9 protein-coding genes and 2 pseudogenes are annotated in these 20795 nt (G+C 63.7%); 9 read left to right on the forward strand and 2 right to left on the reverse strand.

Annotated features, from left to right (window positions below; all coding sequences use genetic code 11):
* Nucleotides 1-20 precede the first annotated feature (20 nt).
* Nucleotides 21-749 (forward strand): uracil-DNA glycosylase, encoded by a 729-nt coding sequence (locus G7045_RS02455; protein WP_166156809.1) that lies wholly within the window; start codon nt 21-23, stop codon nt 747-749.
* A gap of 78 nt (nt 750-827) precedes the next feature.
* On the opposite strand, the gene G7045_RS02460 is transcribed toward G7045_RS02455, so the two are convergent.
* Entirely contained in the window at nt 828-2564 is a 1737-nt protein-coding gene (locus G7045_RS02460) for a cation acetate symporter (RefSeq protein ID WP_166156812.1), read from the reverse strand.
* The gene (locus G7045_RS02465) at nt 2561-2869 is read right to left on the reverse strand and encodes a DUF485 domain-containing protein (protein ID WP_166156815.1); all 309 of its coding nucleotides are present in this window, start codon (nt 2867-2869) and stop codon (nt 2561-2563) included. The genes G7045_RS02460 and G7045_RS02465 overlap by 4 nt, the downstream gene beginning before the upstream one ends.
* Nucleotides 2870-3181: 312 nt before the next feature.
* Here G7045_RS02465 and G7045_RS02470 point away from each other — a divergent pair, with 312 nt between their 5' ends.
* The 8 genes and pseudogenes from G7045_RS02470 to G7045_RS02500 all read left to right on the forward strand — a co-directional run bounded on the left by G7045_RS02470 (nt 3182) and on the right by G7045_RS02500 (nt 20782).
* A complete protein-coding gene (locus G7045_RS02470; protein ID WP_166156818.1) occupies nt 3182-4864 on the forward strand; it encodes an MFS transporter in 1683 nt (560 codons plus the stop codon).
* 180 nt (nt 4865-5044) lie between these two features.
* Nucleotides 5045-6040 (forward strand): porin, encoded by a 996-nt coding sequence (locus G7045_RS02475; RefSeq protein ID WP_166156822.1) that lies wholly within the window; start codon nt 5045-5047, stop codon nt 6038-6040.
* 142 nt (nt 6041-6182) lie between these two features.
* Nucleotides 6183-9291 (forward strand): annotated as a pseudogene (locus tag G7045_RS14875) (excinuclease ABC subunit UvrA); the annotation flags it as partial.
* Between the two features lie 221 nt (nt 9292-9512).
* Nucleotides 9513-12572: pseudogene (locus G7045_RS14880) on the forward strand (excinuclease ABC subunit UvrA); the annotation flags it as partial.
* A gap of 408 nt (nt 12573-12980) precedes the next feature.
* On the forward strand, nt 12981-15167 hold the full coding sequence (locus G7045_RS02485) for a class I SAM-dependent DNA methyltransferase (RefSeq protein WP_166156828.1): 2187 nt from the start codon (nt 12981-12983) through the stop codon (nt 15165-15167).
* Nucleotides 15164-16237, forward strand: coding sequence for a virulence RhuM family protein (locus G7045_RS02490; RefSeq protein WP_166156831.1), 1074 nt, complete (start codon nt 15164-15166; stop codon nt 16235-16237). Before G7045_RS02485 ends, G7045_RS02490 begins: the two co-directional genes overlap by 4 nt.
* A gap of 37 nt (nt 16238-16274) precedes the next feature.
* The gene (locus tag G7045_RS02495) at nt 16275-17501 is read left to right on the forward strand and encodes a restriction endonuclease subunit S (RefSeq protein WP_166156834.1); all 1227 of its coding nucleotides are present in this window, start codon (nt 16275-16277) and stop codon (nt 17499-17501) included.
* The gene (locus tag G7045_RS02500) at nt 17498-20782 is read left to right on the forward strand and encodes a type I restriction endonuclease subunit R (protein ID WP_166156837.1); all 3285 of its coding nucleotides are present in this window, start codon (nt 17498-17500) and stop codon (nt 20780-20782) included. The genes G7045_RS02495 and G7045_RS02500 overlap by 4 nt, the downstream gene beginning before the upstream one ends.
* Nucleotides 20783-20795 lie beyond the last annotated feature (13 nt).

Raw genomic sequence — 20795 nt, forward strand, 5'->3', positions numbered from 1 at the left:
AAGCGCTAGAGGCATTTTTTATGAATTCTTTATTCGATACGCCTGGTTCCCCGTGTGGGGATTGCCTGCAGCAAGCGCAGCCCCAGGATTGGCCCGTAGCCCCGGGCTGGCAGCCGCTGGTGCAGCATTTTTTTGCCAGCCCCCAGGGGCGGGCGCTGCAGGGTTTTTTGCAGGCGCGCCTGGACGCCGGGGCGGTGGTGTTCCCGCCGCAGCCGCTGCGTGCGCTGGCGCTGACGGCGCCCGAGGCGGTGCGCGTCGTCATCCTCGGGCAAGACCCGTACCACGGGCGCGGCCAGGCGGAGGGGCTGGCGTTTTCTGTGGCCCCGGGCGTGCCGCTGCCGCCGTCGCTGCGCAACATTTTCAAGGAGCGCGAGCGTGACCTGGGCCTGCCGGCGCCGGCGTTCCCGCAGCCCGGAGGCAGCCTGGTGGACTGGGCGCGCCAGGGCTGGCTGCTGCTCAATACCTGCCTGACGGTGGAGGAGGGCCAGCCCGCCAGCCACGCCGGCCAGGGCTGGGAGTGCTTGACCGACGCCGTCATTCGCCACATCGCCCAGGGGCCGCGCCCGGTGGTGTTCATGCTCTGGGGGCGGCACGCCCAGGCCAAGCAGGCGCTGATTGCGGCGGATCGGGGGCATTTGGTGTTGTGCGCCAACCACCCCTCGCCGCTGTCGGCGCTGCGCCCGCCCGTGCCTTTCATGGGCTGCGGTCACTTTGGCCAGGCGCAGGCGTTTATCGACGCGCAGCCATAAAAAAAACGCCTGGCAAAAAGCCTGCCAGGCGTGTGAAAAAAGCAGCCCGCAAGGGGCTGCTGGAGGGGAACGCGGTGCTCAGTGGCCTGATGCGCCGGCGGCGCCGAGGCCGGTTTCCGAGCGCACTTGCTGCGCTGCAAAACCTGCGCGGTCTTGTGCGGCGCGCTTGCTGTTGTCGGTGATCGAGAACAGCCACACGCCGACGAAGCCGATGGTCATGGAGAACAGGGCCGGCGAAGAGTAGGGGAACAGGGCCGAACCAGCGGGGTTGCCAAAGGTCGCTTCCCACACCGAGGGCGAGACGATGGTCAGGCCCACCGAGGAGATCAGGCCCATGAAGCCACCGACCACGGCACCGCGTGTGGTGCAGCCCTTCCACAGGATGGACAGGATCAGCGCCGGGAAGTTGGCCGAGGCGGCAATGGCGAAGGCCAGCGACACCATGAAGGCGATGTTCTGCTTCTCGAACAAGATGCCCAGCACCACGGCGACGGCGCCCAGGGCCAGGGTGGTCATGCGCGAGACCTTCAGCTCAGCGGCGCTGTCGGCCTTGCCGCCCTTGATGACGGTGGCGTACAGGTCGTGCGACACGGCGGAGGCGCCCGACAGCGTCAGGCCGGCGACCACAGCCAGGATGGTGGCAAAGGCCACGGCGGAGATGAAGCCGTAGAAAATGTTGCCGCCCACGCTCTTGGCCACCAGCACCGCAGCCATGTTGGCCGTGCCAGCGCCGCCCTTGATGACGCCCTTGACGGTGTCCGCCATTTCGGGGTTGGTCAGCACCATGGTGATGGCGCCAAAGCCGATGACGAAGATCAGGATGTAGAAGTAGCCGATCCACACCGTGGCCCAGCCCACCGACTTGCGTGCTTCCTTGGCGTTGGGCACGGTGAAGAAGCGCATCAGGATGTGCGGCAGGCCGGCGGTGCCGAACATCAGCGCCATACCAAACGAAATGGCCGAGATCGGGTCCTTGATGAAACCGCCCGGGCCCATGATGGACAGGCCCTTCTTGGCCGCTTCTTCAGGGCTCATGCCGGTGTTGGCGGCGATTTGCGTGCGCACTTCGACACCCTTGGCAAACAGTGCCTCGGGGCTGAAGCCGTAGTTGGCCAGCACCATGAAGGCCATGAAAGTCACGCCCAGCAGCAGCATCACCGCTTTGATGATCTGCACCCAGGTGGTGGCCGTCATGCCGCCGAAGAGCACGTAGACCATCATCAGCGCGCCGACGATGACCACGGCCATCCAGTATTCCAGGCCGAACAGCAGCTTGATGAGCTGGCCGGCGCCAACCATCTGTGCAATCAGGTAGAAGGCCACCACGATGAGCGTGCCCGAGGCCGCGAACATGCGGATGGGCGCCTGGGCGAAGCGGTAGCCGGCCACGTCGGCAAAGGTGAATTTGCCGAGGTTGCGCAGGCGGTCGGCCATCAAGAAGGTGATGATGGGCCAGCCCACGAGAAAGCCGATGGAGTAGATCAGGCCGTCGTAGCCCGAGGCCATCACGGCGGCGGAAATGCCCAGGAAGGAGGCGGCCGACATGTAGTCGCCCGCAATCGCCAGGCCGTTTTGAAAGCCCGTGATGCCGCCGCCGGCGGTGTAGAAGTCAGCGGCGGAGCGGGTTTTGGAGGCGGCCCACTTCGTGATCCACAGCGTGGCGGCCACAAAGATGCCGAACATGACGATGGCCGTCCAGTTGGTTTCCTGCTTGGCGGCCTGGCCGACGTCGCCGCCGGCGGCCTGGGCCACGCCCAGGGCCGCCAGGCCGGCAAGGGCCAGCGCACAGCTGGCAAGGGTTTTGGCGTGCTTCATTTGGTCACGTCCTTCATGATGTCGGCGGTCAGGGCGTCGAACTTGTTGTTGGCAATGCGCACGTAGTACACGGTGATGGCAATGGTGAACAGGATCACGCCCATGCCAATGGGAATACCCAGCGAGGTCACGCCCGCGCCAATGGGTTTGGCCAGAAACGCCTTGTCGAATGCGATCAGTCCGATGTAACCGAAGTACACGATCAACATCAAAATGGTCAGCACCGTACCCAGGGGGGTGCGTTTCGCACGCAGCTCCTGGTACTTCGGATGGCGTTGAATTTTTTCAACTACCGGGTCACTCATGCTTGTCTCCTCTTGCGGGTGGTTTTGCCATGCACCGCCGCTTGCAATGCACGAACGGGCGGATTCTGCGAATGGGTTCTGACCGCCGGCTTACGTGCAGGGATGGGATGTAGATAGGGGTTTTTCCGGGGTATTTGGCGTTTTTTCACATCAAAAAACGCTGCCTAAGGGTTGCTGCGGGGGTTGTAAGCAAGGGGTCAGGCGGCCGTCAGCCGGTGTTGGCAAGGCGTCAGTGCATCGTCAGTGCGCCCTCCGATAGTGGTTTCACCAGCCCCATCGGGGAAATCCATAAGGCCATAAGGAGACATCAGCATGACAGGCAGCGCTGCGCAGGATGCGGGCGGGGGTGGTGCGCCGCGCCCCATGTCGCGCGAGGAGCGCCGGGTGATCCTGGCCTCGTCGCTGGGCACGGTGTTCGAGTGGTACGACTTCTACCTCTACGGCGCCCTGGCCACCATCATTGCCCAGCAGTTTTTTGCCGGGCTCGATGCCACCTCGGCCTTTTTGTTTGCGCTGCTGGCCTTTGCTGCCGGCTTCATCGTGCGCCCCTTTGGTGCCCTGGTGTTTGGCCGCCTGGGCGACATGATCGGGCGCAAGTACACCTTCTTGGTCACCATCCTCATCATGGGGCTGGCGACCTTTATGGTGGGCGTGCTGCCCAATTACGCCAGCATCGGCGTGGCGGCGCCGGTGATCTTGATTGGCCTGCGCCTGCTGCAGGGCCTGGCGCTGGGCGGTGAATACGGCGGCGCCGCCACCTACGTGGCCGAGCACGCGCCCGCTGGCCGGCGCGGCGCCTACACCGCCTGGATCCAGACCACGGCGACCACCGGGTTGTTTTTGTCGCTGCTGGTCATTTTGGGCACACGAACGGCCCTGGGCGAGGCCGCGTTCAACGACTGGGGCTGGCGCCTGCCGTTTTTGCTCTCCATCGTGCTGCTGGCGGTGTCGGTGTGGATTCGGCTCAAGCTGGCGGAATCGCCCGCCTTTCAGCGCATGAAGGCGCGCGGGCGCACCTCGCGCGCGCCCGTGGCCGAAGCTTTTGGCCGCTGGCAAAACCTGAAGGTGGTGCTCATCGCCCTGCTGGGCCTGACGGCGGGGCAGGCCGTGGTGTGGTACACGGGGCAGTTCTATGCGCTGTTCTTTCTCACGCAGCAGCTCAAGGTCGATGCCGTCACGGCCAATGTGTTGATGGCGCTGGCGCTGTGCCTGGGCACGCCGTTTTTTCTGGTGTTTGGCGCGCTCTCGGACAAGGTGGGGCGCAAGCCCCTCATCATGCTCGGCTGCGCCCTGGCGGTGGCAACGTATTTCCCGGCCTTTCAGTGGCTGGCGCAGGCTGCCAACCCCGATCTGGTGGTGGCGCAGGAGCGCAACCGGGTCGTCGTCTGGGCCGACCCGGCGCAGTGCTCGTTCCAGTTCAACCCTACGGACACGGCGCGCTTTACCAGCTCGTGCGACATTGCCAAGCAGGTGCTGGCAGCCCATTCGGTGAGCTACGACAACGAAGCCGCCCCGCCCGGCAGCACGGCCGAGGTCAGAATCGGCAGCCACCGCATTGCCAGCTTCAATGCCCAGGCGGTGGCCGCTGAGCGGCTGTGGGCGCGCGAAACGGCATTTCGCCAAACGGTGGCCGACACCTTGGCGCAGGCGGGCTACCCCACCGAGGCCAACCCGCAGAAGATGAACAAGCCGCTGATCGTGCTCATCCTGGCCTACCTGGTGCTGTTGGTGACCCTGGTGTACGGCCCCATCGCCGCCATGCTGGCCGAGCTGTTCCCGACGCGCATCCGCTACACCTCGATGAGCCTGCCGTACCACATCGGCAACGGCTGGTTTGGCGGGCTGCTGCCGACCATGTCGTTCGCCATCGTGGCGCAGACCGGCAATATGTACAACGGCCTGTGGTACCCCATAGGCGTTGCCGCCATGACCCTGCTGCTGGGCATGGCGCTCCTGCCCGAGACCAAGAACGTCGATATGTACGCCCGCGACTGAGCCGTCATCACACTGCGGCATGTTTGTGGTAGATAAACGTCACTCCCCGCCGCCAAGCCCTGCAGGGCCGGAGCTTGCCCCTAGAATTTGCGTCCAGTAGTTGCATGTGCGTTGTCCGGTCAACCCTGCCAACCTTGCCCCTACGCCTTCTCGATGAATCCCTCCCTACAAGGAAAACACATGCAAAAGAAACACCTCGTGCTGGCCGTGCTGGCCGCCGCTGGCGCTACCTCCGTGATGGCCCAAAGCAGCGTGACGCTGTATGGCCGCGTGAACACCACCGTTGAATACCAAAAGGCCGGCGACGTGAAGACCACCGGCATGTTCAACAACTCTTCCCGCTTTGGCTTCAAGGGCGTGGAAGACCTGGGCGGCGGCCTGAAGGCTGGCTTCCAGCTGGAGTCCGGCTTTGCCTCCGATACCGGCGCCGGCTCTGGCGCTACTGGCCTGACCTTTGGCCGTCAAAGCGAAGTGAACCTGTCGGGCAACTTCGGCATGGTGCGCCTGGGCAATTTCTTCCCCGAGTCGTACTTCGCTACCGCTGACTACATCAGCATGCACAACCACGACACCGGCTCTTCGTCCGACGCCCTGTACTACGATCCCGTGTGGTTCGGCAAGCTGGGCACTGGCAACAAGCTGGCCTACCGCACCCCCAGCTTCGGCGGCTTCACCGCTGAAGGCGCTGTGAGCTTCCACGAGCAACCGTCCGGTGCCGGCGGCAAGTACGGCTACGACCTGGCTGCCAACTACGGCATGGGCCCCCTGGCTCTGGGCGCTGGCTACAGCTACGTCAACAGCAACTACCAACTGGGCCTGCGCGCTGCCTACACCTTCGGCCAATTCACGGTCGGCGCTTACTACCAGCGTAACAAGGACGACAACCAGCTGGTGGCTACCGGTGCTGGCACCCGCAACAATTTCCGTCTGTCCGGCATGTACACCCTGGGCGCTTCGGAGTTCCACGCCAACCTTGGCCACGCCAACAAGTGGAGCAACGTGGCTGATTCCGCCGCTACGCAGTGGACCCTGGGCTACAACTACAACCTGAGCAAGCGCACCAAGGTGTACGGCTACTACACCGCCGTGAACAACAAGGCTGGCAGCGCTATCAACGTTGGCAAGGCCGGCGACGACTTCAGCTCCCTGGCCGTCGGCGTCCGCCACAACTTCTAATCCTTCCCCCGCTGGCATCCCGCCAGCGGCCTGAAGGCCAAAACCCCGCAACCTTTTGGGTCGCGGGGTTTTTTTCTGCCCGTCTGCTGGCAGGGGCGTAGCGCCTAGAATTTTGGCCCCAGCTTTTGCCAGGATGAACTGTATGACCCAGGGAGAGATCCGCATCCACGGTGCGCGCCAGCACAACCTGAAAAACCTCAGCCTGGACATCCGCACCGGCGAGCTGACCGTGGTCACCGGCCCCAGCGGCTCGGGCAAGTCCAGCCTGGTGTTCGACACCCTCTACGCCGAGGGCCAGCGCCGCTACGTGGAGACGTTCAGCGCCTACGCGCGCCAGTTTCTCGACCGCATGGACAAGCCCGCCGTGGACAAGGTCGAAGGCGTGCCGCCGGCGATTGCCATCGACCAGACGAATCCGGTGCGCTCCAGCCGCTCCACCGTGGGCACGATGACGGAGCTCAACGACCACTTGAAGCTCCTGTTTGCCCGCGCCGCGCAGCTCTTTGACCGCCAGACCGCGCTGCCGGTGCGCCACGACTCGCCCGACAGCATCTACGCCGAATTGCAAAGGCGTTGTGCGGCAGAAAATGACCCGCGCATCGTCATCACCTTCGCCGTCGAGCTGCCCGCCAGCGTGACGCCCGCGCAGATGCAGGAATGGTTGTCTGCCAGCGGCTACACCAAGGTGCAGGCCGAGCGGGAGGAGGGTGATCGCAAAATTCTGGATGTGGTGGCCGACCGCTTCCGCCTGGCCAACGCCGAGCGCGAGCGCGCCATCGAGGCCATTGAAACAGCCCTGCAGCGCGGCGGCGGCCGCATGGCGGTGTACCGCTTGCCTGACGATGGCGAAGGCGAGCCCGTGCTATGGAAGTTCTCCACCGGCCTGCATTGCCCGGAGAGCGATGTGCGCTACGCCGAGCCCATCCCCTCGCAGTTCTCCTTCAACTCCGCCGTCGGTGCCTGCGACACCTGCCGGGGCTTTGGCCGGGTGATTGGCGTGGACTGGGGGCTGGTGATCCCCAACGAAAAACTCACGCTCCGGGCCGGCGCCATCAAGGCCATACAGACCCCCGCCTGGCAGGAGATCCAGGACGACCTGATGCGCCATGCCGAAGCCGCCGGCATCCCGCGCGACACTGCCTGGAGCAAGCTCACGCCGGCGCAGCAGCAGTGGGTGATCGAGGGCCAGCCGGACTTCAAAAAAGGCAATTGGAACCAGCAGTGGTATGGCATCCGCCGCTTCTTCGCTTACCTGGAGACCAAGGCGTACAAGATGCACATCCGCGTGCTGCTGTCCAAGTACCGCAGCTATACGCCCTGCCCGGATTGCGGCGGCGCGCGGCTCAAGACCGAGAGCCTGCTGTGGCGCATCGGCACGCGTGAGGACGCCGACGCCGTGCTCTCGCCCGAGCAGCGCTTCCTGCCCCAGGGCACGCTCTGGAGCCGGGCGCAGCTCCAAGCCTTGCCGGGGCTGTGCCTGCACGATGTGATGCTGCTGCCGCTGGACAAATTGCGGCGGTTTTTTGCGGCGCAGCACCCCTCTCCCCAACCCTCTCCCGCAAGGGGAGAGGGGGCAGATTCCCCAGCGCCGCTCGCAGCGGCTGTGGCTCCCCTCCCCCCCCGCAGGGGAGGGGCCGGGGGAGAGGGGGCTGCCACCCCAGCGCCGCTCGCAGCGGCTGTGGCTCCCCTCCCCCCTCGCGGGGGAGGGGCCGGGGGAGAGGGGGCAGACGCCACCACCCAGGCCCTGCGCCTGCTGCATGCCGAAATCACCATCCGCCTGCAGTACCTGTGCGACGTCGGCATTGGCTACCTCACGCTGGACCGGCAAAGCCGCACGCTCTCGGGCGGCGAGGTGCAGCGCATCAACCTGACGACGGCGCTGGGCACCAGCCTGGTCAACACCCTGTTCGTGCTCGACGAGCCCAGCATCGGCCTGCACCCGCGCGACATGCAGCGCATCAACCAGGCCATGCGCCGCCTGGTCGATGCCGGCAACACCCTGGTGGTGGTCGAGCACGACCCGGCGGTGATGCTGTCAGCCGACCGCGTCATCGACATGGGCCCCGGCCCGGGCGAGCGCGGCGGGAGCATCGTGTTCGACGGCACGGTGGCCGAGCTGCGCCGTGCCGACACGCTGACGGGCCAGTACCTGGGCGGGCGCAAGCACATCGGTCTGGGCTACCAAAGGGCGGTGACTGAGGCTACGGTGCGCCTCATCCTCGAAGGCGCGCGCCAGCACAACCTGCGCGGCATCAGCGTGGAGTTTCCGCTGCAGCGCCTGGTGACCGTCACCGGCGTGTCGGGCTCGGGCAAATCCACGCTGGTGCAGGACATCCTCGCGCCCGCGCTCTTGCGCCAGTTTGGCAAAGCGACGGACGCGCCCGGCGCGCACGAGCGCCTGCTGGGCGCGGACCACCTGAGCGACGTGGTGTTCGTCGATCAATCGCCGATTGGTAAAACGGCGCGCTCCAACCCCGTGAGCTACGTCGGCGCGTGGGACAGCATCCGCGAAATATTCGCCACCGCGCCGCTGTCGCGCGAGCGCGGCTACACCGCCGCCAAGTTCAGCTTCAACAGCGGCGACGGGCGCTGCCCCACCTGCGGCGGTTCGGGCTTTGAGCATGTGGAGATGCAGTTTTTGTCGGACGTCTACCTGCGCTGCCCGGACTGCAACGGCCAGCGCTACCGGCCCGAAATCCTGGAGGTGCGCATCGAGCGTGCGGGCCGCTTTTTGAACGTGGCCGAGGTGCTGGCGCTGACGGTGAGCGAGGCCGCCCACCTGTTCGCCAGCGACCGCGAGGTGCTGCGCGCGCTGCAGCCCATCGTCGATGTGGGGCTGGAGTACGTCAAGCTCGGCCAGAGCGTGCCCACGCTCTCGGGCGGCGAGGCGCAGCGGCTCAAGCTCGCCGGGTTCCTGGCCGAAGCCGCCAAATCCGCCAGCAAAAGCCGCCAACCGCTGGCGCGCAAGGGCACGCTGTTCTTGTTCGACGAGCCCACCACCGGCCTGCACTTTGACGACATCGCCAAGCTGATGCGGGCGCTGCGCAAGTTGCTGGACGCGGGGCACTCGCTCATCCTCATCGAGCACAACCTGGATGTCATCGCTGCCTCCGACTGGCTCATCGACCTCGGTCCCGAGGGCGGCGAAGGCGGCGGCCTGCTGGTGGCCGAAGGCCCGCCGCAAGACCTGCGCCAGCACCCCACGTCGCACACCGCCCGTGCGCTGCGCGAGTACGAGCAGGCGTTGGGGCAGGGCGGGCATGGGGTGCAGGAGGCGTCCTTGGCCTATGCCCTGGCCCCCTCTCCCCCGGCCCCTCCCCCGCGAGGGGGGAGGGGAGCTACAGCCGCTGCGGGTGGTGCCTGGGGTATTGCTCCCTCTCCCCTTGCGGGAGAGGGTTGGGGAGAGGGGGATGCACCACAGCTATCAAAACAAGAGCTGCTTGCGCTTGCCCCGCAAGCGCCAGAAGCCAAAAACACCATAGAAATCGTCAACGCCCGCGAGCACAACCTCAAGGCGCTGTCGGTGTCCATCCCGCGCGGGCGGTTCAACGTGATCACCGGCGTCTCCGGCTCGGGCAAGTCCACGCTGGCGTTTGACATCCTGTTCAACGAAGGCCAGCGCCGCTACCTCGAATCGCTCAACGCCTACGCCCGCTCCATCGTGCAACCGGCGGGCCGGCCCGAGGTGGACGCGGTCTATGGCATACCGCCCACGGTGGCCATCGAGCAGCGCCTGTCGCGCGGCGGGCGCAAATCCACGGTGGGCACGACGACTGAGGTCTGGCACTTCCTGCGCCTGTTGTACGTCAAGCTCGGCGTGCAGCACTGCATCCACGACGACGCGAAGGTTGAGCCGCAAAGCGCCGACAGCATCGCCGCGCAGCTCCTCACCCAGTTTCGCGGCCAGCACATCGGGCTGCTCGCGCCCCTGGTCACGCACCGCAAGGGCGTCTATACCGAGCTGGCCGACTGGGCGCGGCCCCGGGGCTATACGCACCTGCGCGTGGATGGCGAATTCCTGCCCTCCACCGGCTTTCCGCGCATCGATCGCTTCAAGGAGCACAGCATCGAGCTGCCGGTGTTCAGCCTCGACGTCTCGCCCGCGCACGAAGCCCTGCTGCGCGAGAAGCTCGCGCTGGCGCTGCAGCTGGGCAAGGGCGTGGTCATGGTGATGAGCGCGCTGGACGGCCTGCAAGATGCGATGGAGCAGGGCCGCAGCACGGCGGGCATCGGCCAGGTACAGGCCTATTCCACCCTGCGCGCCTGCCCGCAGTGCGCCACCAGCTACGCCGCGCTCGACCCGCGCCTGTTCAGCTACAACAGCAAGCACGGCTGGTGCCCGGACTGCGTGGGCACGGGCGTGGCGCTGACCAAGGAACAGCGCAAGCTGCTCGACGACTCGGTGCAGGACGACAAGGAGCGCGGGCGCGAGCAAAGCTTTGCCGAGCCCGAGGTCGAAGACCTGCAAGACACCGCCTGCAAGACCTGCCAGGGCACGCGCCTGAACGCCACCGCCCGCGCCGTGCGCTTTGCCGGGCGCAGCATCACCGAGGTGGCGCAGCTCTCCGTCACCGCGCTGCGCCAGTGGATCGCCGGCCTGCAGCTCACCGGGCGCGAGGCCGACATCGCCCGCGACCTGCTGCCCGAGATCGCCAGTCGGCTGGAGTTTCTGGAGGAAGTCGGCCTGTCCTACCTCACCCTCGACCGGGGCGCGCCCACGCTCTCGGGCGGCGAGGCGCAGCGCATCCGCCTGGCGGCGCAGCTGGGCAGCAACCTGCAGGGCGTGTGCTATGTGCTCGACGAGCCCACCATCGGCCTGCACGCGCGCGATAACCACATCTTGCTCAACGCCCTGCACAAGCTGGGTGACAAAGGCAACACCCTGGTCGTCGTCGAGCACGACGAGGACACCATCCGCCGTGCCGACCACATCATCGACATCGGCCCCAGCGCCGGCCAGCGCGGCGGGCGGCTGGTGGCGCAGGGCAGCGTGGCCGACCTGCAGGCCGCAGCCGATTCGCAAACCGGCCGCTACCTGCTGCACGCCATGCGCCATCCGCTGCAGGCGCGGCGGGCGGTGGGCCCCCTCTCCCCCACCCTCTCCCGCGAGGGGAGAGGGAGCGAAACCGCCGTCGCCCTGCCTCCTGCCCCCCTCCCCCCCGGCGGGGGAGGGGCTGGGGGAGAGGGGGCTTGCGCCACGGGCGCCATGCCTGCGCCCCCCCTCTACCCAGCCCTCTCCCGCGAGGGGAGAGGGAGCGAAACCGCCGTCGCCCTGCCTCTTACCCCCCTCCCCTCCGGCGGGGGAGGGGCTGGGGGAGAGGGGGCTTGCGCCACGGGCGCCATGCCTGCGCCCCCCCTCTCCCCAGCCCTCTCCCGCGAGGGGAGAGGGGGCGAAGCCACCGCCGTCGCCCTGCCTCTTACCCCCCTCCCCCCCGGCGGGGGAGGGGCTGGGGGAGAGGGGGCGGCCCCCCTCGCCTGGCTCACCGTCCACGGTGCACAGCTGCACAACCTGCAACACGTCACCGCCCGCGTGCCGCTGTCGCGCCTGGTGGCCGTCACCGGCGTGTCCGGCTCGGGCAAATCCACGCTGGCGCGTGATGTGCTGCTCGCCAACGTCGCGGCCTGGGTGGCCCAGCGCCAGACCCAGGCCGGGCGCGCGGCGATGGACGCGGGCCACGCTCCGGCGCTGGTCGGCTGCACGGGCCTGTCCGGCTTTGAGACGCTGGACCGCGTGCTCGAAGTCGATCAAACGCCGATCGGCAAAACCCCACGCTCCTGCCCCGCCACCTACATCGGTTTCTGGGACACCATCCGCAAGCTCTACGCCGAAACGCTGGAAGCCAAGGCACGCGGCTACGCGCCGGGGCGCTTCTCCTTCAACACCGGCGCCGGTCGCTGCCCCGGCTGCGAGGGCCAAGGGATGCGCACCGTGGCCATGAGCTTTCTGCCCGACGTGAAAGTGCCTTGTGAGGTCTGCCACGGCGCGCGCTTCAACCCCGAGACGCTGGCCGTCACCTGGCGCGGCAAAAACATCGGCCAGGTGCTGCAAATGCCGGTGGATGAAGCGGTGGAATTCTTCGCCTCCATGCCCAGCATCGCCCACCCGCTGCAGCTCTTGCAGGATGTGGGCCTGGGGTATCTGACGCTCGGCCAGCCCAGCCCCACGCTCAGCGGCGGCGAGGCCCAGCGCATCAAGCTGGTGACGGAACTGACCAAGGTGCGCGACGACGTCGGGCGACGTGGGCAAAAAGCGCCGCACACGCTGTACGTGCTCGACGAGCCCACCGTGGGCCTGCACATGGCCGACGTGCACAAGCTGATCGCCGTGCTGCACCGCCTGGTCGATGGCGGCCACAGCGTGGTCGTCATCGAACACGACCTGGACGTGATCGCCGAGGCCGACTGGGTGCTTGACCTGGGGCCGGAAGGCGGCAGCGGCGGCGGGCGGATTGTGGCGGCGGGCACGCCGGAAGACCTGGTGCGGGCGGGCACGCACACCGGGGTGGCGCTGGCGCCGGTGCTGGCGCGGTAGTGATGGTTGGTGGGTTACTGCAAACAACGAAGAAAATCGGCGGTCTGACCCCTATTTCTTTGGGTTGGCGTTGTTGGAAAAAGAAAAAAAACCATAGCTGCTTGCGCTTGGTGGGTAAGGGTTAGAGGCCGATTTGATGGCAAAGATCAGCCGTTTTTGTCATCCTTGACGCCGCGTAACCAACCTGCGGCACCGTTGCGCGGCCTTTGCGGTAGGTAAAGGCCATTTTTCATGGTGTTTTTGGGCTCAACCCCTTACCCACCAAGCGCAAGCAGCTATTGTTTTTGAATGTTTTGTTCACCCCCCTCTGCTGCGGGTAAGCTGCTGTGCTTCCTACGCCAAGCCAAGCCAAGCCAAGCCAAGCCAAGCCAAGCCAAGCCAAGCCAAGTCAAGCCAAGCACACAGCCCATGAACATCCAACAACTCGAAAACGAACTGTGGGACGCCGCCGACCAGTTGCGCGCCAATTCCAAACTCACCGCCGCCGAATACTCCATGCCCGTGCTGGGGCTGATTTTTCTGCGCCATGCCGACAACCGCTTCAAAGCCTACCTGCCGCAAATCCAGGCCGGCATCCCCGCGCAAGTACCCGCCGCGCAGCGCGAAAACCTCATCCGTCTGGGCTTTACCGGCAAAGCCGCCATCTACCTGCCCGAAGCCGCCCGCTTTGACCGCATCGCCAGCCTGCCCCAGGGCGCGCAGGTGGGCGAAGTCATAGACACCGCCATGGACGCCATCGAGGCGCAATACCCCGTTTTAGCGGGCGCCCTGCCGCGCGGCTACGCAGCGTTTGAACCCGACCTGCTGGCCGAGCTGGTGAAAATTTTTGACCGCCCCGCCATCCAGGCCGCCACGGGCGATGTGTTTGGGCGCATTTACGAATACTTCCTGAACAAATTCGCCATGAGCGGCGCACAGGAAGGCGGCGAGTTTTTCACCCCGCCCTCGCTGGTGCGCATGATCGTCAACGTCATAGAACCCAGCCACGGCACCGTGCTCGACCCCGCCTGCGGCTCAGCCGGGATGTTTGTGCAAACCGGCCACTTCATCGAAGACGTGCGAAACAAAGTGGCCAACGACGCCGTCATCTTCCACGGCCAGGAAAAAAGCGACACCAACACCAAACTCGCCCGCATGAACCTGGTGGTGCACGGCCTGGATGCCAGCAACATCCACCAGGGCAACACCTTTTACGACCAGGTCGAAAAACTGATTGGCCAGTGCGACTTCGTCATGGCCAACCCGCCGTTCAACGTGGATGGCGTCGATACCAAAAAGGTTGAAAGCCAAGTCGATACGGTAGAAAACGGTGGCCGCCTGCCCTTTGGCCTGCCCGGGCTCAACGCCAAAACCGGCGCCATCAGCAACGCCAACAGCCTGTGGATACAGTACTTTTACGCCTACCTCAACGCCACGGGGCGGGCGGGCTTCGTCATGGCCTCCAGCGCCTCCGACGCGGGCAACAAAGACCGCGACATCCGCGAGCAACTGGTCAAAACCGGCCATGTGGACGTGATGGTGGCCATAGGCAACAAATTTTTCTACACCCGCAGCCTGCCCTGCACCCTGTGGTTCTTCGACAAAGGCAAACCCGCCGATGTGCAAGACCAGGTGCTCATGCTCGACGCCCGCAATGTCTATACCGTCGTCTCAGCGCGCTCGCACATCTTCAGCGAGGAGCAACTGGCCAACCTCACGGCCATCGTCTGGCTCTACCGGGGCGAGGACAAAAAATTCCGCGCCCTGGTCGCCCGCTACCAGCAGCAGGTAGGGCAGTGGCTGGGGCACCTGCCCGCACGCATCGCTGCCGACCATGCCGCCGTGCAGGCCCTGGCCGCGCCGCTGGCCGCCTTTGCGAAGGCTGCCACGCTGGCAGAACTCAACGCCGACACCGAGGCCGAGCAGCACATCAGCGCCGCGCAGTGGGATGCCTTCAAAGCCGAACTGACCCAGGCCCAGGCCGAAACCACCACCGCCGCTGAAGTAGAAAAGTTACTCAAAACCTGCAAGGAAACCGAAAGCGCCATTGCCCAGGTGGACGCCAGCCGCCACGCCGCCCAGGTGGCACTGCAAACCACGCTGGAGCAGCTCAGCCCCCAGCTCAAAGCCGCCAGCAAAACCCTGGAGGCGCGGCACAAGCAATGGCTCAAACTGCTGGATGCGGCAGAAAAAAACCTGCGCGCCCGCCAAAGCAAGGCTTGGGACGGCAAAGCCGCCCGCGAAGCCAAACGCGTCCTGCTGGCCGCAGATGCGAAGAAAAACGAAGCCCCCACGGTGCGCGACGAGGTGCTGGAGGCGCTCAAGCAAGCCGCCTACTTCATCGCCCAGGTGCATTGGCTGCACAGCCGCTTTCCAGAAGGCTATTACGCCGATGTGCCCGGCCTGTGCAAAGTCGTCACGCAAGACGACATCGCCGCCAACGACTACTCACTCACCCCCGGCCGCTATGTGGGCGTAGCCCCGGCGCAAGACGACGACGAGGAGGACTTTGCCGAAACCCTGCGGGCGATTCACGAGGAGCTGGCGGAGCTCAATGACAAAGCCGCCGAGCTGGCGGCGCGGATTGCGGGGAATTTGCAGGAGTTGGTGGGATGAGCACCCCCCCCCCAAACCACCCGACCCGCAAACCCGCCGCCGATCTGCTGCGCTCCTCGGCAGCGGAATACCTCACCTTCATTGCCGCCACGGGCGACAACCCGCAGTCGGTGGAAATGCGTTACGAGGACGAGAACATCTGGCTCACCCAAAAAATGATGTCTGCCTTGTACGACGTGACGGTGTCGGCCATCAACCAGCACCTCAAACGCATCTTTGCGGACGCAGAGCTGGAGCCAGCGGCAACCATTAAGAAATACTTAATCGTTCAATCCGAAGGCAGCCGAACCGTCCAGCGCGAGGTCGAGCACTACAACCTGCAAGCCATCATCGCGGTGGGCTTCAAGGTCAATAACGAACGCGCCGTGCAATTTCGCAAGTGGGCGGGGCAGATCGTCAAGGACTACACCATCCAGGGCTGGACGATGGATGTGGAACGCCTGAAAAAAGGCCACCTGTTCAGCGACGCATACTTTGACCGGCAGCTCGAATACATCCGCGAGATTCGCCTATCCGAGCGCAAGTTCTACCAAAAGGTGACGGATTTGTACGCCACCGCCTTCGATTACGACGCCAGTGCGCCAACCACGCGAGCATTCTTCGCCATGGTGCAAAACAAGCTGCATTGGGCCGTACATCGGCACACCGCAGCAGAAGTCATTGTGGCGCGGGCCGATGCCGAGAAAACACACATGGGGCTGACAAACTGGGAAGCCGCACCCCACGGAAAAATCGTCAAATCCGATGTGTTGGTGGCAAAGAACTATCTGGATACGCAAGAGCTGGATTACCTGCAACGCATCGTCAGCATTTATCTGGATTTTGCCGAGTTGCAGGCGGTGCGCAAAATTCCCATGTCCATGCAGGATTGGGCAAAAAGGCTGGATGGATTTCTGGAGTTCAACGGTAGCGAAATCCTCTCCGGCCCGGGCAAAATTTCACACGAACAGGCCAAATTGCATGCTGAAACCGAGTTTGAGAAATACCGCATCGTGCAGGACCGCTTGTTTGTCAGCGATTTTGATCGGCTGCTGATGCGGCTTGAAGGTGGCGAGGGAGGTGGGGAATGAAGGCGTGGATTGCGGGGAATTTGGAAGAGGTGGCGGGATGAGTTGGCGAGAGGTTCAGCTTGGGGATGGCATTCATGTGAAGCATGGTTTTGCCTTCAAGGGTGAATACTTCACTGCGGCTGGTGAGTACATGGTTCTCACGCCAGGAAATTTTCTTGAAAAAGGAGGGTTTCGTGTCCGAGATGGAAAAGAGCGTTTCTATCATGCCGACTTTCCAGAGGAGTACCTGCTTACAGACGGCGATCTGATTGTGGCAATGACTGAGCAGGGAGAAGGCCTGCTTGGTAGCGCGGCGCGGATTCCAGCAGAAGGGAGGTATCTGCACAATCAACGTTTGGGGCTTATTCAGATCACTGACTCGACGTTGCTAGACAAACGGTTTCTGTATTGGGTATTCAATAATGCAGAGGTGCGAGCACAAATTCGGGCATCAGCAACAGGGGCCAAGGTTAAGCACACAGCACCAGAGCGAATCAAAAAAGTTCGCTTGAAAGTACCAGAACTAAGCGAACAGCAGGTAATTGCGTGGGTACTAGATTCCTACGACGACCTTATCGCCACCAACCAGCGCCGTATTGCCTTGCTGGAAGAGGCCGCCCGCCGCCTCTACCGCGAATGGTTTGTGCATCTGCGCTTTCCGGGGCATGAGCAGGTGGCGGTCAAGGATGGGGTGCCGCAGGGGTGGGAAAAACTACCCCTTAGCGAAGTCGCAGAAATCACAATGGGGCAAAGTCCGGAATCAAAACACTACAACACTGATGGTGATGGTTTGCCTTTCCATCAGGGTGTAACAGATTTTGGTAATCGTTATATAAGCCACAAAACTCACACACGACAAGCAACGCGAATTGCTGAAGTTGACGACATTTTGTGCAGTGTTCGGGCGCCAGTTGGTCGCCTTAATATCACACGTGACAAAATAGCCATTGGGCGCGGCTTGTCTGCAATGCGTAGCTGCTCGGGTCATCAATCTTTGCTTTTTTATCAATTGAGCATTTTGTTTTTTGAAGAAGACATGATTGGTGGTGGCGCAATTTTTGCCTCAGTTGGAAAAAAAGAGCTTTTTGGTCAAATCATCCTGCAGCCAAGTGCTGAAATTGCAGAAAAATTTAATCAAATCGCAGCGGAAATAGATGCTCAAATAGAAAATCTTGATTCTCAAAACCGCCAACTCACCCAAGCCCGCGACCTGCTTTTACCCAAACTCATGTCCGGCCAATTGGATGTTTCCGGTATTGCCTTGCCCGAGGAGGTGGCTGTATGAGTCGCAAAGACTACTCCGAAGACCAACTCATCCAAGCCTCCACGGCGCAATTGCTGCACAAAGAGCTGGGCTGGGAGACGGTGTTGGCCCTGGACGAGGGCGGCTTTGGCCCAGGCAGCCTGCTGGGGCGGGCCTCAGACACCGAGGTGGTTTTGACCCGCGATGTGCTGGCCGCGCTGCAGCGCCTGAACCCCGGCCTGCCCGAGGCGGCCTACCAAAGCGCACTGGCGCAGGTGGTGCAGGGCGACATTGCCAAATCGCTGGTGGCGCAAAACCAGGAAAAATACCAACTGCTGCGCGATGGCGTGCCGGTGAAATACCGCGACGCGGCGGGGCGGCTGGTGGACAAGCGCCTGCGGCTGATCGACTTTGATGCGCCCAAAAACAACCGCTACCTGGCCGTGCGCGAGCTGTGGGTGCGTGGCAAGCTGTGGCTGCGCCGCGCCGATGTGGTGGGCTTTGTCAATGGGTTGCCGCTGGTGTTTATTGAGCTCAAGGGCTTTGGCGTGCACATCGACAACGCTTACAAGCAAAACTACAGCGACTATCTGGACACCATCCCGCAGTTGTTTCATTGGAATGCGCTGGTGATTCTCTCCAACGGGCACGACGCGCAATACGGGGCTATCACCTCCAGCAAAGAGCATTTTTACCGCTGGAAGCGCCTGGATGAGGATGCGCCAGAACCTGCCAAAGACCAGCCGCTGCTGCCGATTTTGCTGCGCGGCATGTTGCACCGAGAGCGCCTGCTGGACATGGTGGAGAACTTCACCCTGTTCGACGCCAGCGCGGGCAGCACGCACAAAATCGTGGCCCGCAACCACCAGTATCTGGGCGTGAATCGGGTGATTGACCGGCTGACCTGCACCGACCCCAAAGCGCAAGCCGAGGTGGCCGCCGGGCAGTTGGGCGTGTTCTGGCATACGCAGGGCTCGGGCAAGTCGTATTCCATGGTGTTTTTGACCGAGAAAATTCACCGCAAAATTTCGGCCGCGTGGACTTTTGTGGTGCTGACCGACCGCACCGAGCTCGACGAGCAAATCGCCAGCACCTACACCCACTGCGGCCGCGCCAACAGCAAGACCGACCAGGCCAAGAACGGCGTGGCCCTGCGTGAGATGCTGAGCGCCCAAAACCGCCGCTATGTGTTTGGCCTGATTCAAAAATTCCGCGAGCGGGTGCGCCAGCCTTATTCCGAGCGCGAGGACATCATCGTCATCAGCGACGAGGCGCACCGCAGCCAGTACGGGCGCCTGGCGCTCAATATGCGCAAGGGCCTGCCCAAGGCCAAGTTTTTGGGCTTTACCGGCACGCCGCTGATTGAATGCGGCGAGAAGCAGCTCACGCGCGAGGTGTTTGGCGACTATGTGTCGATTTACGACTTTCAGCGTGCCGTGGCCGATGGCGCCACGCTGCCGCTGTTTTACGAAAGCGCGGGCGAAAAGCTCAAGCTGATTGATCCCGAAGTGAATCGGCGCATCACTGAGCACATCGAGGCGGCCCGGCAGGCGGCCACCGCCAGCGACCCGTGGACGGAAGAAAAAGAGGACAAGATTTACCGCGAGCTTTCGCGCGACTACCCCATTCTGACCGCGCCCAAGCGCCTGAACCAGATTGCCACGCATTTGGTGGAGCATTTTCACCAACGCTGGCAGGTGGTGGACAACGGCGGCGGCAAGGCGCTGCTGGTGTGCCTGGACAAGCTTACCTGCGTGAAGATGCACGATTTGATCGTGGCCAAGTGGCAGGAGAAAACCGCCCAGTTGGATGCCGCCGTGCAGGCCGAAGAAACCTTGTTTGCCAGCCAGGGCAAGCAGCCCACAGCGCTTCTCAAGCAGCGCCGCGCCCAGGTAGAGTGGATGCACCAGACCGAATGCTGCGTGGTGGTGTCGCAAGAGCAGGGCGAGGTGGCGGAGTTTGCCAAGTGGCACAATTTCCGCGATGAGCCTTTGGACATCGCGCCGCACCGCGAAAAAATGGTCAAGCGCAGTCTGGAAAAAGAGTTCAAAAAACCTGAGCACCCGTTTCGCATCGCCATCGTCTGCGCCATGTGGCTGACGGGTTTTGACGTAAAAAGCCTGGCCACGCTCTACCTGGACAAGCCCATGCAGGGCCACACGCTGATGCAGGCCATTGCCCGCGTGAACCGCGTGGGTGGTGGCAAGAAGCACGGCCTCATCATTGATTACAACGGCATGATCAAAAGCCTGCGCAAGGCGCTGGCCACCTTTGCCCAGGGCGACCGCGCAGGCACCGGCAAGGGCGAGGGCGAGGCCGACACGGTGCGCGACGACAGCGAGGCGCTGGCCGAGTACGCCAACACGGTGCAGGCGGCGGTGCAGTTTTTATCGGGCTTGGGCTTCTCTCTGGGCGAACTGGTGGCCGCCGATGGCTTTGACAAGCAAAAGCTGCTGCTGCAAGCCACCGATCTGCTGTGCGCCAGCGCACAGCGGCGCAAGACCTTTACCGTGATGGTGCAGGAGGTGCAGCAGCGCCACCGGGGGCTCTTCCCCAACCCGCGCCTGGCCGAGTGGGCGGGTGAAGAAACCGCCCTGAGCGCCATCTACAGCAAGCTGCAGCAAGCGCGCACCGTGCCCGATGTGAGCGAGCTGCTGCAGGATTTGTACGAGGTGGTGGATACGGCGGTGGCCACGCACAGCCCGGCAGTGCATGAGCCAGCAGTGCGCCATGACCTGTCGAACATCGACTTTGAGCGCCTGCGGGCGGAGTTTGAGACGACGCCTTTCAAGCATGTGGCGACCCTCAATTTGATGGAAAAGATCGAGCAGCGCCTGGCGGCCATGGTGGCCGCCAACCCCACGCGGGTGGATTTGTACGAGCGTTATCAAGCCATCGTGCAGGAGTACAACCAGGACAAGGACGAATCCGTCATCGAAAAGCATATTGACGAGCTCACCAGCCTGGGGCAAGACATCAATGAAGAGGGCCGCCGCTACCTGCGCGAGGGCCTGGAAGATGAAGCCGAGCTGGCCGTGTTCGATCTACTGCAAAAAACCAGCCTGAACCCAAAGGAGCGCCAGGCCATCAAGGCCGTGGCGCAAAGCCTGCTGCCCAAGCTGCGCGATGGCCGCTACACCCTGGAGCGCCTGCGCAGCATGGCCACGGTGCAGGCGCAGATGCAGGAAGAAATCATCAAGCACCTGTACACCCATCTACCCGGCAATATCTACGCCCCCGAGGAGATCGACGTGAAGGCCGGGGCGCTGTTCAGCCATATTTACAGCTCCCGCGTGCATACGGGGGCGCTGGCGTACCACTAAATACACTGCTGCC

This window comes from Acidovorax sp. HDW3 (assembly GCF_011303755.1).
Lineage (GTDB): Bacteria > Pseudomonadota > Gammaproteobacteria > Burkholderiales > Burkholderiaceae_C > Paenacidovorax.

Bases quoted from the DNA above. Each gene is read 5' to 3' on its own strand.
- G7045_RS02455 (WP_166156809.1), top strand. From the start codon at position 21: ATGAATTCTTTATTCGATACGCCTGGTTCCCCGTGTGGGGATTGCCTG.
- G7045_RS02460 (WP_166156812.1), bottom strand. From the start codon at position 2,564: ATGAAGCACGCCAAAACCCTTGCCAGCTGTGCGCTGGCCCTTGCCGGC.
- G7045_RS02465 (WP_166156815.1), bottom strand. From the start codon at position 2,869: ATGAGTGACCCGGTAGTTGAAAAAATTCAACGCCATCCGAAGTACCAG.
- G7045_RS02470 (WP_166156818.1), top strand. From the start codon at position 3,182: ATGACAGGCAGCGCTGCGCAGGATGCGGGCGGGGGTGGTGCGCCGCGC.
- G7045_RS02475 (WP_166156822.1), top strand. From the start codon at position 5,045: ATGCAAAAGAAACACCTCGTGCTGGCCGTGCTGGCCGCCGCTGGCGCT.
- G7045_RS02485 (WP_166156828.1), top strand. From the start codon at position 12,981: ATGAACATCCAACAACTCGAAAACGAACTGTGGGACGCCGCCGACCAG.
- G7045_RS02490 (WP_166156831.1), top strand. From the start codon at position 15,164: ATGAGCACCCCCCCCCCAAACCACCCGACCCGCAAACCCGCCGCCGAT.
- G7045_RS02495 (WP_166156834.1), top strand. From the start codon at position 16,275: ATGAGTTGGCGAGAGGTTCAGCTTGGGGATGGCATTCATGTGAAGCAT.
- G7045_RS02500 (WP_166156837.1), top strand. From the start codon at position 17,498: ATGAGTCGCAAAGACTACTCCGAAGACCAACTCATCCAAGCCTCCACG.